The 13,442-nt window shown below is 66.4% G+C and carries 13 protein-coding genes and 1 pseudogene; 8 read left to right on the top strand and 6 right to left on the bottom strand.

Annotation, left to right across the window (positions count from 1 at the left end; all coding sequences use genetic code 11):
* Positions 1-19 precede the first annotated feature (19 nt).
* Entirely contained in the window at positions 20-961 is a 942-nt protein-coding gene (locus D7V97_RS13235) for a LysR family transcriptional regulator (protein WP_120610985.1), read from the top strand.
* A gap of 41 nt (positions 962-1,002) precedes the next feature.
* On the opposite strand, the gene D7V97_RS13230 is transcribed toward D7V97_RS13235, so the two are convergent.
* A complete protein-coding gene (locus D7V97_RS13230) occupies positions 1,003-2,334 on the bottom strand; it encodes a hypothetical protein (protein ID WP_158623354.1) in 1,332 nt (443 codons plus the stop codon).
* Between the two features lie 19 nt (positions 2,335-2,353).
* On the opposite strand from D7V97_RS13230, the gene D7V97_RS44630 reads away from it, so the two are divergent.
* The 4 genes and pseudogenes from D7V97_RS44630 to D7V97_RS45860 all read left to right on the top strand — a co-directional run.
* A complete protein-coding gene (locus D7V97_RS44630) occupies positions 2,354-2,896 on the top strand; it encodes a hypothetical protein (RefSeq protein WP_158623353.1) in 543 nt (180 codons plus the stop codon).
* Positions 2,897-2,973: 77 nt separating this feature from the next.
* Positions 2,974-3,540 carry a thrombospondin type 3 repeat-containing protein gene (locus D7V97_RS13220; protein WP_233582740.1) on the top strand — a complete coding sequence of 189 codons (567 nt, stop codon included), beginning with the start codon at positions 2,974-2,976 and terminating at the stop codon, positions 3,538-3,540.
* Between the two features lie 488 nt (positions 3,541-4,028).
* The gene (locus D7V97_RS44110) at positions 4,029-4,262 is read left to right on the top strand and encodes a hypothetical protein (RefSeq protein ID WP_147444798.1); all 234 of its coding nucleotides are present in this window, start codon (positions 4,029-4,031) and stop codon (positions 4,260-4,262) included.
* A 228-nt stretch (positions 4,263-4,490) separates the two neighbouring features.
* Positions 4,491-4,754 (top strand): annotated as a pseudogene (locus D7V97_RS45860) (ISL3 family transposase); the annotation flags it as partial.
* A gap of 1,188 nt (positions 4,755-5,942) precedes the next feature.
* On the opposite strand, the gene D7V97_RS13215 reads toward D7V97_RS45860, so the two are convergent.
* Positions 5,943-8,114 (bottom strand): endonuclease/exonuclease/phosphatase family protein, encoded by a 2,172-nt coding sequence (locus D7V97_RS13215; protein WP_147444797.1) that lies wholly within the window; start codon positions 8,112-8,114, stop codon positions 5,943-5,945.
* 36 nt (positions 8,115-8,150) lie between these two features.
* Between D7V97_RS13215 and D7V97_RS13210 the strand changes: the two genes are divergently transcribed.
* Positions 8,151-8,450, top strand: coding sequence for a hypothetical protein (locus D7V97_RS13210; RefSeq protein WP_147444796.1), 300 nt, complete (start codon positions 8,151-8,153; stop codon positions 8,448-8,450).
* Here the strand turns inward: D7V97_RS13210 and D7V97_RS44625 are convergent.
* Positions 8,443-8,619 (bottom strand): hypothetical protein, encoded by a 177-nt coding sequence (locus D7V97_RS44625; RefSeq protein ID WP_158623352.1) that lies wholly within the window; start codon positions 8,617-8,619, stop codon positions 8,443-8,445. The two genes, D7V97_RS13210 and D7V97_RS44625, sit on opposite strands and share 8 nt — an antisense overlap.
* Positions 8,603-9,067 carry a VOC family protein gene (locus tag D7V97_RS13205; protein WP_233582739.1) on the bottom strand — a complete coding sequence of 155 codons (465 nt, stop codon included), beginning with the start codon at positions 9,065-9,067 and terminating at the stop codon, positions 8,603-8,605. The genes D7V97_RS44625 and D7V97_RS13205 overlap by 17 nt, the downstream gene beginning before the upstream one ends.
* 358 nt (positions 9,068-9,425) lie before the next feature.
* On the opposite strand from D7V97_RS13205, the gene D7V97_RS13200 reads away from it, so the two are divergent.
* A complete protein-coding gene (locus tag D7V97_RS13200) occupies positions 9,426-10,262 on the top strand; it encodes a hypothetical protein (protein ID WP_120610979.1) in 837 nt (278 codons plus the stop codon).
* A gap of 93 nt (positions 10,263-10,355) precedes the next feature.
* Here the strand turns inward: D7V97_RS13200 and D7V97_RS13195 are convergent, their stop codons facing one another.
* Complete coding sequence (locus D7V97_RS13195; RefSeq protein ID WP_233582746.1) at positions 10,356-11,495, bottom strand: hypothetical protein; 1,140 nt, start codon at positions 11,493-11,495, stop codon at positions 10,356-10,358.
* A 944-nt stretch (positions 11,496-12,439) separates the two neighbouring features.
* On the opposite strand from D7V97_RS13195, the gene D7V97_RS13185 reads away from it, so the two are divergent.
* Positions 12,440-12,961: a hypothetical protein gene (locus D7V97_RS13185; RefSeq protein ID WP_120610977.1), complete on the top strand. Its 522-nt coding sequence runs from the start codon at positions 12,440-12,442 to the stop codon at positions 12,959-12,961.
* Positions 12,962-12,996: 35 nt separating this feature from the next.
* Here D7V97_RS13185 and D7V97_RS13180 read toward each other — a convergent pair.
* Positions 12,997-13,442, bottom strand: a 446-nt coding sequence (locus tag D7V97_RS13180) for an acyl-CoA dehydrogenase family protein (RefSeq protein WP_147444795.1), incomplete at its 5' end; no start/stop codon positions are given.

Genomic DNA, 13,442 nt, shown 5'->3' with positions numbered 1-13,442 from the left:
TATTCCAGGAGGTGGAACAATGGATCGGGTCGGGGAGTGGCGCCTCTTCGTGTCCGTCGCGAGCCTGGGGAGCTTCATCGAGGCGGCCCGGGCCCACTCACGCTCCCCCCAGAGCGTCACCCGCGCCGTCGCCGCGCTGGAAGAGCGGCTGGGCACGCGCCTGCTGAACCGGACCACCCGGTCCGTGTCGCTCACGGGAGAGGGCGAGCGCTACCTCGAGCGCAGCCGCCGGGCCCTGGCGGAGTTCGAGCTCCTCGAAGCGCCCTCCGACGCGAGGACCGAGCTGCAAGGCACGCTGTCCGTGACGGCGTCGGTGCTGTTCGGCCAGTTGCACCTCGTGCCCGTGGTGGCGGAGTTCCTGGGAGCCCATCCCCATCTGGACCTGCGGCTCACCCTCTTGGATCGCGTGGTGTCGCTGGCCGAGGAGGGCGTGGACGTGGGCGTGCGGATCGGGGCGCTCGCCGACTCGGCGCTGCGGGCCCGTGGGGTCGGCCACGTGCGCTCGGTCATCTGCGCGAGCCCGGCGTACTTGAAGCGCGCGGGCGTGCCGAAGGACCCGGAGGCGTTGTCCCACCACGAGTGCATCGCGTTCACGACCACGACCCCCATCGCGGACCGGTGGTCCTTCCCGAGCGGCGGAAGGCGGGAGCGAGGCGTCGCCGTGCGCCCACGGCTGATCATCAACACGGCCCAGGGGGCCATCGAGGCCGCGCTGGCCGGCCTGGGACTCGTGCGGGTCCTCTCCTATCAAGTGGACTCGCTGCTCGCGGACAAGCGGCTGCGCGTGGTGCTCGAACCGTTCGAGTCAGCGCCCGTTCCGGTGCACCTCGTCCACCTGCCGGGCCCCCAGCGCCGGGCGGCGACGGCCTTCCTGGACTTCGCGGCCGAGCGGCTGCGCAAGCGCATCGGCTCGCGGGCCCAGGTCAACGGAGGCCGCAAGACGCAACGTCAATCCAGTTGAGTTCCAGGTGCTTGCGTCGCATGCAGAGGCCTCCACCCAGGTCACGCCGCTTTCACGAGGGTTGGCGCGACCTTGTCGGGCTCCGGGGCCAGCGTCCTGTGCCCCCGCAGGGAGAAGTCTTCCAGGGAGTGAACCTTCAGTGCCAGCTGCGTGCGCTGGTGCCAGTGGGTCAGCCAGCAGACCCAGTCATCATCCTCCATCACGTCATGGATGACCTTCAACCGCGGGGGCCCCTTCTCATCCCCGGCGTCGAGCAGGCCGAGCAGTGCGTCCCTCTGCTTCGGATCATCCTTGTAGAGTTTGTAGGCACAAAGCAGGTCCGTCGCCGTGCGCAGGCCGTAACGCCGCAGCAGCCCCAGGTCGTCCGGGAGGGACTTCTCGTTCTCGCGGCCACTGCTGTCCAGGCGCGGGTTCACCACGTGCAGGTAGAGGATGGACTGGTCCACCAGGTCCAGCAGGCGCGGCGTGGGCATGCGCGTCCAGAGCATCAGGTCGATGAGACTGTGATGCGCCAGGTTCTCCACGTTCTCCACGCCCTCCTCCAGGAAGCGCGCCCTGTCATACAGGGTGATGCCCTCCAGGTCCGACAGGGGGCACCGTTCGGTCAGTGCGTGGATGCGATCCTTGAAGATGAGGGTGCTCCGCAGGAAGTCCTGGAGCACGACGAAGGCCGTGTCGGGGACGATGCCGGTGAAGAAGGCGAGAACGAGCACCCCCGTGGAGCCCCCGGCCGCGGAGCCCGGCAGCAGGCCCAGCATCCATGCCAGCACCGTCGTGCAGAGCACGCGGAGCGTGACGTGGGTGTAGGCCTTGGGCCCCAGGTCCGAGCGCACGTAGCGGCGGAACAGCATCTGGAGGATGAAGAAGTAGGCGCCAAGAAAGCTGGTGCTGGTCACCGTCATCGTCGGAATCGGGCTGCCTTCACCCGACGCGCCCGCCAGCCCCGACGGCGGCGCCACGGTGAGCCAACCCAGGGTGATCAACAGGGTGCTGATGAGGAGGGGCAGGTGCGCGCCCAGCGGTGAATCCTGCTGCCCGTAGAGTTCGTCGACGCGCGGCCCATACAGGACATTGGCGTCGTCCACGGTGTCAATGGACGGGTTCATCCGCACGACATCGCGCAGGAAGGACTCGCGCAGCGTCTGCATCTTGATGCGGGCGAAGAGGAAGTACAGGGCGGCCGGCAGCACCGATGCCAGCCCGATGAACAGCCACCACAGCACTTGCAGGAAGAGGCTCTGGCGCAGGCCGTGCCCGGAGAGGCTCGTCTTCTCCACCCACAGCGCCAGCGGCACCGCCGGCAGGCGCAGCTCGGTGCGGTCACCCGGCACGGCGAAGCGCGTCTGCGCGGTGATGACGGAGGTGGTGGGCACCTACATAGAGGATGGCGGCGTGACCAGCCTCGGTTCGCTTGACGGCGGTGCCAACACGCTGAGCTTTGGCATCAACAACCGGGGCGAAGTGGTGGGAGAGACGTACGTCGGTTCGAAGTACCGCGCGTTCCTGTGGAGGAAGGGAAGGATGATCGACCTGGGCGACCTCGGTGGCGGCGTCAGCCGCGCCCGGGCCATCAATGACTTCGGTCAGGTGGTCGGCACCTCCCTCAACGGGCGGAACTTCAACGTGCCCTTTGTCTGGAGCAACGGGAAGATGACGGAGCTCCAATTCCTGCTTGCCCCCGGTACCGGGTGGTTCCTGACCGAGGTGGCCTCCATCAACAACGCCGGGCAGATCGTCGGCTCCGGCAACTTCAGTGGTGGCGGTGATAGAGCCTACCTGCTCGACCTCAACGCCTGTATCGACACCGACGGGAACGGCAACCCCGACAATGACGGTGATGGCCTGTGCGACGACTGGGAGACTGACGGCATCGACTTCGACAAGGACGGGGTCATCGACCTGCGGCTCTACCCACGCTCGACGAGTCCAACCTGAACGAGCCCGCGGGCATCATGGGCCCGGCGGGGGAGAAGACCTCCTATGTCCCGCCTCCGGTTCCGCCGAGACAGGTCGTGGTCCCCACTCAGGGGGCCATCGACTGGAACCTGGATGGGAGTGCTGTCGACACGGGCGTGGCGGTGGACATCACCGGCCCGTGCTCGCCGGGCCTGACGATGCTGGTGGGGTACGAGGACTGGTCCAACCTTCAATACAACTTCCGCAAGAGCCCGGACTTCGCCGATGGCGTGCACCGGCTTCCGGAGAAGATGGAGGAACTCACCCTCGAGAAGGCGCTGGAGCTGAGCCCGGACACGGACGGCGACGGCATCTCCAACGTGCAGGACACCTGCATGCTCGTCGTCAATGCGGCGCAGGCGGATGGGGACGAAGATGGCGTGGGCGATGCGTGCGACAACTGCCCGACCGTGTTCAACGAGTCGCAGGAGGAAGTCGAGGCGTGTGTCTCCACCACGCAGGATGGCGGTCCGGCGAGCGACTCGGGCACGGAAGCCCCCGACTCGGGCCCCGGGGACCCGGAGCCCGCGTCGTCTTGTGGGTGTTCGTCGGGCGGCCTGCCGATGAACGGCCTGCTGGGGCTCATATTGGTGCTCGCGGCGAGGCGCGGCCGGAGAGGGTGACACAAGGCGGCCATCCTCTTCCGCTTGCAGACCGACGAGTGGCGGCAGACCGTAGCGCTTCGTTGAGCCACGGTCCCCCCTTCCGCGGCAGACAGCGAGCGACCTGGACCTGAGTGGGAGTTACACGCTTGAGGCGACGACATCCCTGACACAGGGGGCCGGCACGTCAGCTGACGAGTCATCCGCGTCAACTGACACGTCAACGAGCGTGGAGCGGACCTCGGGCATGCGCGGGTTGACTCGCGCTGAGCCTCGTCGCTCTTGGGCATGAAGCTTGCTGTGTGGACTCAGGCCCACCAACCACGGGCCCCTACCGGAGATGAACTACAACCATGCGCAAATTCGTGACTCTCTTCTCACTGGGCAGCTGTCTGCTGATGACTGGCGCTGGAGCGCAGACGCCACCCGCTCAGGCCCCCTCGACTCAGACGCCCGCAAATGCGTGCTACCTGTGGAAGGGGCGTGGAGGTTCTCCCTCGGAGGGCTACATGGCTACCCATGCGAGCTGCCGTCCATGGAATAGCAATTACGGGTGGAGCTTCATCAAGAAGAACAATGAGGTGGACTACTATCGCGGAACATTCAAGGACGCCGCGGCCACTCCCTCCACCTGGGCGGTCTACGCCAACTTCGGCTCAGCAGTTGTCACCTCGAAGGTGGACTACGATTCCTTTGTGGCCAATACCAGGCTGTCCGGCTCCTGCGGCGAGTGCCTGCACTGACAGCGGGGCTCAAATGGATTGAGCTGCCGGGTTGAGTCTGCCCCAGTTCCGTGGCTCTCCCGCACTTCGTGTGGTTCCCCTCGGGAGAGCAGGCAGACGCGGCAGGCTGCCAGCGGGGCGAATACACCCTGGGAATGGAAACGCTGTACTCACTTTCGGGCTGTCGGGTGGAGCGGGTCTCCTACGGTCGTTCGGCGGATGTCGTCCTCGGTGCATGGCAGCGATGTCCGTCGCCCGGCGGACCTGCCCTCCGCAGGGCGCGCTGTGCAGCTTCAGCTTCGCGTGCGTCGCTTCTGCTGTCGAAACCCGGCGTGCTCTCGGCGCACGTTCGCGGAGCGTCCAGTGCATCTGCTGGCCTCTCGGGCTCGGCGGACACGGCGGCTCGCCACCGCGCAGTGCGCCGTCGGAATCACAGCGGGGGCAGCGGCTGGAGCCAGGCTGCTCAAGCCCCTGGCCATGCCGACCAGCCCTGACACCCTCCTGCGGCTGATTCGTCGCGCGCTGCGGCAGGCGAGTGCGGTGCTTCACGCGTTCCCATACGCCTCGTGGCCTCGGGGTCAGACGTCCAGCTCGAAAGTCCCGCGCAGCAGTCCCGCCCCATCCACTCGCGGCGTCCGCTCCTTCTTCGCTTCCACCTTCGTCGCCGCCGCAGGCGGTGGGCTCGCCTCTTGTGGCTTCGGCCCTGTCCTCGCTTGGGGAGCACATGTACAATAGCAATTCCCCTAAAGGAGGTTCACCGATGATTCAGAGGCTTGTCGTGACGATGTGCCTGGCGCTGGGTCTGTCCGCGTGTGGTCCGCAAACACCCGAGGACACCGCCGCGCCGTCGGGGACCGCCGAGCAGTCCGTGGTCTCTACCGGACCCAACGTTTGTAACGAGGACGACTGCCCCACGGGCATGTGTGTCGTCAGGGCCATCGCCTATCCAAGCTGTCCGGGTGGAACCCTGTACTACTGCGACACACCCATTCACGGACAGAGGTACTGCATCTGATTCACGCGAGGCTCGGCCGGCTGGATTCCGTCTCCCGGCCGGACCTCCGCCGCGGCTCAGGCGCTCGCCCCTTCATCGCTGACGCGCAGCCCCTTGTGCGTCACCGTGATGATGAGGCGCTGATGAGGCGCCCCAACCAGCCGCAGTGCTTGTGCACCCCATGGGGCCCGGCCGGCGTGACACGGATTGGCAGGTCGGCCGCGCAGAGGGGCCGCTTCAGGCTTCGGCTCTGCCCGCTTGGGGGAGCACCAAGAAGGGCTTCGGGCACCACCAGGCGCTTCAGGGCTTTCGGTCGAGGCGACAGCCGCGACGAGCCCCGACGCGCGTAGCGAGGAAGACCTTGAACTGAAGCGAAGAAGGAGCGGACGCCGCGTCGCGGAGAGGCCGGTGGGCCACCCCGCCTGCGCGACGAGGGTGTGGGCGGAGTGGCGGCGCGATGACGCCTCGGGGTAAGCAGGTCCATGCTCGTGGGGCGGCGCCGTTCCCCGTCAGGAATCCCGGCGCTGGCCGCCTGCACGCGTGCCCCGATATGCGCGAACCCGCCCGGCTGGACGTCTTCGGTGATGAGCTGCCTCCAGGGGCTCTCTTGGCTGGCTGTGGCGGCTTGAGCTTCAACACCCCGCGCTCTGGGGCGGCCCTCGCGCAGGGGCCAGGTGCGCACTCGCCGTGGGCAACCCCAGGTGAGCCTATCCCGGCTGCGTGTACTCGTAGTGATCGCGTGATTGCGTGAGCAGGACGTGCCGGATGGGGCGGTCCTGCGCGCCCGCCTGCTCGACGGCGCCATAGTGTTGGGGGCTCGTCGCCCCGTAGAAGACCAGCGTGAAGTTGTTCGCGATGGAGAGCCGGATGAGGTCGAGGTGCTGAAGGTAGTAGCCCTGTGTTTCGGTGCACCTCGCGTAGGCGTCGAAGACCTCCACGACCGAGCGTTCGATGAAGCTCGTGAGAGGATGCTGATTCGCAAGCCCGACCGCACGACGGTAGGCGGGCTCGATTCTGGAGACGTCGACTCCTGACCCTGTCAGTGCCTCCCACACCTGCCCGAGATGGGCTCCGAGGTTGTTGAGCGCATAAAGGGGGACCTGTCTGAACCGGTCGCGGAGCAGCCGCCGCTTCTCTCCGGCGAGGCCCGCCGCGCTCGCGCCCCGCATCCTCGCCGATAGGGTCACCGCGGCGAATGCAGTGCGGACATCCTGGTCCGTGGCGGATGGCGCACGGGCGCCTTCTATCTGAAGAACGAGGACGTCTATCGCGGCATCGCAGGGGGTCACGTACGGCAGCAGCGCAGGGACCAGCTCGCGCATGGCGGCGGTTGCCTGGGCTTCCACCTCACGGTGCATCCCGATGGCTTTCCATGCCTGACTTGCGAGCGAGAGGCCGAGGTTCTTCCAGAGTGGGTTGTCTTTCGCCGCATCTGCGAGCCGGAGGCGCTCAGCGATCATCTGGACGTAGGCCGCTCCCATGCGACCGCGCATGCCTTCTGGATCCCTGGACAGGGTGCGAATGGAGGCGCCGATGGTCTTCCGGTGCCTCGCCACGTCCTCGGCCGGGCAGCCGTACTCGCCCGACGGCTGCGGCTTCCCGTAGATCGCGTGGATCCCGCAGTCGCCATGGCCGGTGGTCGTGTAGCTGACGATGGGATTCCTTCCGCTCCGGTCGGTACGCCGGGTCGCCACCGGCGCCACGGGAGAGGACGACCCGAAGGCCCCCAGCCCCTTGGCGAACGACGGCGACATGGAACTGGAGGAGAAACCCGGGGGCATGGCTCCGAAGCCCGACATGGGTGCAGCCGAGGCGGAGGGCACGGCTTTCTTCGCGGCACTGAGCGTCACGTTGAATCCGACGGGCGCGTGGTCGGACATCGTCGCGCGCAGCGCGCTGTAGGTCCTGGGCGTCTGCTCCAGGGGATGCGCCGACGTGACGTTGTACCCCAACACCGGGCTGGCGCCGGTCGCGGACCAGAGATAGTCGAGCGTCGACCACTCCTTGAGGTCCGCTGCGCTCTCCTTCGAGGGGCAGTGGGTCACCACACCGGGATGCCAGGCCCGCCAGCGGATGGGGCCGTGCTGCTCGCTCCAGAAGGAGTGCTCACGAACGGCCGAGAAACCGGCGGGGGCGATGCGCGGGTCTGGCGGCTCGGTGTTGAAGTCGCCAATGGCGAGCGCCAGTGAGGTGAGGCTCCCATCCGCGAGCCTCCAGTGCTCGGTGCACTCGGAGAGCAGGAGGGCGAGATCCGCCTGGGTCTCGTGGCTGCCACCGGACTTGGCGTGGCATCCGAAGATGACCACGGGAAGTCCGGTGGGAACGGCCATCTTGATGCCGCGCACGGCCTTCTTCGCCAGAGACATGAACGTGAAGCGCCGCACCCGGGCGACCGCCATGATGCTGCAATGTCCGCTGGCGTCGTCCCACGTACTGTGGACGAGATCGCTGGCGGCATGGGCCGTGAGCAGCTTGCCCACCTCGGAGAGCTCCCCACGGATCTCGGTCAGGAAGACGATATCGACGCCCGGGTTCTGGATGCGGAACCCATGGGCCGTGAGCTTGCTCTCCGGAGCCTCATTGACATACCGGTGCGAGGGGAACGCCGGGTGGCTCACGCCCAGCGTGGGTTGTTGCAAGAGCAGGCCGCTCTCGACGAAGCGACCGCCGAGCGAGTCCTCGGGTGCGCCTCCACTCGACGGCAGCAGGACGAAGGGGCTGGCCATGTTGGACGCGATGTTCGACGCCGCCTCGGCTCCCTCCTTGGCCTTGACGTTGAACCAGTCGAGGACGAACTGGACGATCCGTCCCGCGCGCCCCTTTGCGGCGCCCCCGCGCATGAGATTCCAGGTGCCGATTCGCAGCGTGATGGGATCCACGGTTCCTCCGCCGAGGCTCGTCCACGAGAAGGTGCCGTGAATGCGCAAGTCGCAGGGGCCGTGCCGCACCCACGCCTCATCACGAATCCGCGACTGCTGCACCGGGCCGTGACGTGCGTAGGCAAGAACAACGAAAGCGGAGCCATCCTCCATCGGGATGCAGGTGAGACGCAAGCCGCCGACGCGTGGACGACCGCGCGTCGGTCTGCGGATCTCGTGGCCTACGGCGTGCCGTTCCTCGCCAACCCGGACCTGCCGGAACGGCTGTGTGCCTTGCGTCGCGAAGTGGCGGCGGATGCGGTGGGGGCCGTGCGGTGGGTGCTGGCCTCTACTTGAGCAGCAGATGGTGGACCTTCAAGCTGCCCTTTGAGCCGTCCATCCCCTTCGTGTAGACGAAGAAGTTTCCTTTGACGTCCACCGCGAAGAAGAAGAGGTCCGGTGTGGTGACCTCCAGGTGCACGTCCTTGAACGCGTTACCGGGGGCTTGATTACGCTTTGGACGCACACTCCACCGTCCACTCGATGCCGTACTTGTCCCTGAACATGGCGAAGAAGGAACCCCAGGGGCTTTCGCCCAAGGGCATTTCCACTTCTCCTCCGGCAGAGAGACCGTTGACGATCCTCTCGGCCTCATCGCGGCTTTCCGCGGTGACGGCGATCTTCGACCGATTTTCCTGTTCATTGACCCTTCCCATCGCCTCCGGCACGTCATTGGCGATCAGCATCGTGTTCCCGATGGGCAACGTGATGCGCAGGATCTTCTCCGCCTCATGCTCCCCCACGTGGGAATGCGGGCCCGCGATGTCCTTGAAGCGGGTAATCTTCCCGAACTCCCCGCCGAAGACGGATCTGTAGAACGTGAACGCCTCTTCGGCGTTCCCATTGAAGTTGATGTACGGATTGATGGTGGGCATCCGCAGATTGTAGAGGGCGTTCCGTTCGGGTGCGATCAAACTTCCTCAGTCCTGGTGCCGGTAGCGGTCACGCGGTAGGTGAAGCGCTGCCAGTCCGTGTTGCTGGAGCCCACGCCGCTCGCGAGCGATATCGTCGCGAACCCGTGGAGAGCTGGAAGTCGAACTCCCAGAGCGCGGACACGTCAGCCGCTTCGCTGACACGTCAGCGAAGCGTGTCCATGGCCTTGAGCCCCTTCTCCGTCACCCCGCATCTCCTCTGACACGTGGGCTCCAAGGGTCTGGCCTGCCGTTTGCTGTGAGACAGCCGCAGAGCACGCCGACGAGACAGTCCTCGCAGGCGCGAGTCCCAGAGCCAAAACCCTTTTCAGATACCAGCCCTTGATGTGAGGAATTGATGATGATGCTCGCTTCCATTGCTACCGTCCTGCTGGCCAATGCGCTCGGCCAGGCCCCCACCAGCACCATGGCCGCTCCGGCGCCCTTCCCCTATTGTGGTATGGAGATCCAGCTCAAGTCGTGGAAGGGGGACTACCTGAACCGTTCCGACGCGGCCATTCCCATCACCGCGGCGGCCACCGGCGCTGCCGGCAACAAGTGGACCGCCGAGTGCACCACGGACGGCAAGGTGAAGCTGAAGTCGACGAAGGGGGACTCCCTGAACCGGACCAACCTGGCCCAGGGCGCCACCGTCGCCACGGCGGCCACTGGCACCGGCACCGTGTGGACGCCTGCATTCACCACCGCCGGCAAGCTCGTGCTGCGGTCGTCGAAGGGGGACAGCCTGCACCGGCCGGACAGCCCCCCGGCCGTCACCAGCTGGGGCACCGGCATTGGCAATGAGTGGACCGTCGAGCTCGCCGCGTGCGGCAAGAAGGTGGTGCTGCGGTCGTCGAAGATGGACGGCCTGCACCGGCCGGACAGTGCCCCGGCCGTCACCACCTGGGGCACTGGCATTGGCAATGAGTGGACCCTCGAGTGCACCGCGGACGGCAAGTACCTGTTCAAGTCGTGGAAGGGGGACTACCTGAACCGTACCGACGCGGCCCAGGGCGTCACCGCGGCGGCCACAGGCGCCACCGGCAACGCGTGGACTCCTGAGTTCGCCAGCGGCAAGGTGAAGCTCAAGTCGGTGAAGGGGGACTACCTGAACCGTACCGACGCGGCTCAGGGCGTCAACGCGGCGGCCACCGGCACCGGCACCGTGTGGAGCCTGGAGATGTTGCCGAACCCGTAGGTCCCACGGGCTGCTCCAGAATCGCCCGCCCGCCGGGGCCCGTGCAGGCGGCCCCGGCGGTGGGATTCGACTCTTCAGCAACGGGAGGCGGACTTACGGGGCGCGGTCCGGCTCCCCGGAGAGGCAGGGCTCCATCTTCTCGGGGGCAACGAGGAAGAGCTCCTCGCGATCCAGATGCCGGGACATGCCCGGCGCGGCGAAGCCAATCTGGCCGCCGCCGTCATAGAGCAGGGCCGTCCAGTCGACCTGCGACGCGGGGAACACATCCGTCGCGACGCCGTTGCGGTTGAAGTCCAGCGCATAGGGGTTGAAGTCGTATTGGCGGTTGTTGTTGAAGTCGAGGAAGTCGGTTGCAGAGAACATAGACACCTGGGCGCCGTTGAAGCGCAGCCCGTAGATCTTGCCCAGGTCCGTCTCGGTGGTCGGGGCGACGGGCGCGAACGCGGTGAGCTCGTTGACGGCCGCCTCGCTGAAGGAAGCCACCCGCACAGACGAGTAGTCGAGCCCGCCGACCGTGTTGCGAATTTCGAATCCATAGAACTGGTATTCGTAGTTCATGATGCTCAGGTAGTTGGGCTTGTAGTTGGCGTCCTCATTGCCACCGTGGCGCAGGCCCAGGTTGTGACCCAGTTCGTGCATGAGGGTGCCGGCCTGCTGTTGCTCGGTGCCATTGAAAGAGGCCACCGTCACCAGGAAGTCATGCGCGGGGATGCCGCGAGAGATACCGCTGGAGAAGTTCCCGTCGTATCTGAACGCGAACACCATGTAGTGAAAGTAGGGCGCGCGGGCGGCGGCGAAGTACTTCGCCTTGATGAGGTCGAATTCCGTCCACACGGGGCTCAGGTCCATGTCCGCGTCCGCGGCGGCGATCTGCTGATCCACCACCAGGTGCAGCGTGATGCCCGTGGACCCATTCGGATTGCTCACCGGCGCGCTGGCGAAAGCCGTGATGACCTTGTCCAGCGTGGCCTGGCTGGGCCTGAGGTTGGGATAGTAGTCCACCTCCACGAAGACGTCCTTCTTGCGGGGGTTGGCGCCGAGGGCACTCAGATCCAGGCCGCCGAAGCCGAACGTCTCTACGTAGTCGCTGAGGCTGTCCCCATCCGTGTCAGCCTTGTTGGGATCGGTGCCCAACACAGCCTCCACGACGTCACAGATGCCGTCACGGTCTGTATCCAGTGAGGTCAGGAGGCAGCCAGCAGGGATCGGGAGAGGCACAGCCTCTGCCACCATCTCATCCTGGCGGGTGCTGCGCTGTGCCGCGTCCGGAGGGGACACGTCGCCACAGGCGCTCAACCCAAGGAAGGCCAGGGAGGCTGTCAGCAGACACTTGTGAAGCTGGGACATAATTATCCTTTGCATCAACGATTGGCATTGCGCCAATCGTTGCCATCTTCACTGAGGGTGCGTGAAATTGGAACAAGCATTGGGCGGATGGAGCCGATTTCGGAAGTCCTGCTCATGTCCGGCCAGAGACACTGGAAAAAGACATGAAGACCCGCTTTGCCTCGTCGAGCGGCTGCTGGAAGTGGCTCCAGCCGTCGTAGTGCACCGGCGTCCTCATGAGCTCGGGCCGCTCGCGTCCGTGAGCGGGTTGCCCCTGTGGGGCCGCATGTGCCCCCAGTGTGCCCCTCCCGCGGGGATGAGAACGGGACGAGACGGGATGGGGCGGCACAACGAACCGACGTGACTCGCCCAATGCGGTGGCGGCTGAAGCCCCAGCAGGGCCTTGCCGAGGAAGTCGCGGCTCACCGCTGGAGACCAGGCCATCAGCGGGCCGCTCATGGCATCGCACAGGTAGCGTTCGATGGGGTGGCTGCGCAGTACAGCGCAGCGTATGCGGTGAAGGAAGTAGAGACAGCCCTCTTTGAAGGCGGCGAGGCGCTGGAGGAAACGTGCTCGCGGTCCGGACGGGCGACGAATCCCGTCCGGAGATCCGGGCAAGGTGGCCAAAAAGTCCTTCGCCACCTGTGAGCGCGACGCGCCGCCAAACTCGCTCCCCGTCCACCTCCTGCGCATCGTGAAACACAACGTGCAGCAGGTGGAGTCCGTTCGCCGCAGTGAGCCGTGGCGAGGGCCGGAGGGCGTGCCCCTGGCCCCGGCACATTGGCCGGTCTGCATTCCCACTGCTCGAATAGGATACCCAGAACACCCGACCCGCTCATCGAGGACGCCCCATGCGCTTGAACCTCCTTCCCGTCATCGGATTGCTCTTCCTTCCTGCCTGTGGCTCCAAGTCGGAACAGACTGAGGGTGCGGGGTCCTTGCAGGGCGACAAGGCCTTCCCGGTGACCTGGTCCGGCGAACTCCTGCCGCGTGGCCCCGACGGCGGGACCTCTTTCTCGATTGCCCTCCTGGCCGACACCGACCTCTCCGGGTTCTGCACGACCCCCGCGGACGCCGGCTATGTCCTTCCGCCGTCCCGCTTCGTGACGGTCTTTGTCATCGGCCCCCCTGCGGCAGGGACATTCGAGGTCGGCACCGCCACCGGCCCCGGGTTCGTCCAGATCCAGCAGCGTCTTACGGACGGAGGAACGGAGACACTCGCGGTGGCCACCAGCGGGAGCATCAACCTGACGACCGCTACGACGGACCAGCTCGTTGGAAGCTTCGATGTCCAGGTCCAGGGAAGCTCTGACGGAATGACGACGGGTTTGTCGGGAACCTTCGACGCCCCCTTCTGCGCGAACCGGAAGTGATGCCTCCGAGCGCACTCCACGCAGGGCAGCCCCTGCTAATGCGGTGGCGGCTGGAGCCCCAGCAGGGCCTTGCCCAGGAAGTCGCGGATCACCGCCGGAGACCAGGCCATCAGCGGGCCGCTCATGGCATCGCGCAGGTAGCGTTCGATAGGTTGGGTCCGCATGTAGCCCGAGCCTCCGGCGAGCTCCATGGCCGCGGTGGTGATGGCCACGGCCGCCTCGTTGGCCACGACCTTGGCCTGCATCTGGAGCACGGGGAAGTCCGGCTCGCGTTGATCCGTGGCGATGGCCGCGCGCATGGCCAGGGCCCGCGCCGCCTCCAGACGGAGGCTCATCTCCGCCACCGAGAACTGCACCCACTGCATCTCCGCGATGGCCTTGTTCTCCGGAGGCAGCTTGCGCTCCCCGGCGTAGGAGATGGCGAAGGCCAGCGCCGCCTCGGCGATGCCGATGGAGATCCACGGCAGGCCCAGGGCGATGG

This window comes from Corallococcus sp. CA053C (assembly GCF_003611675.1).
GTDB lineage: Bacteria > Myxococcota > Myxococcia > Myxococcales > Myxococcaceae > Corallococcus.
This window is presented reverse-complemented; position numbering and strand designations above follow the sequence as displayed.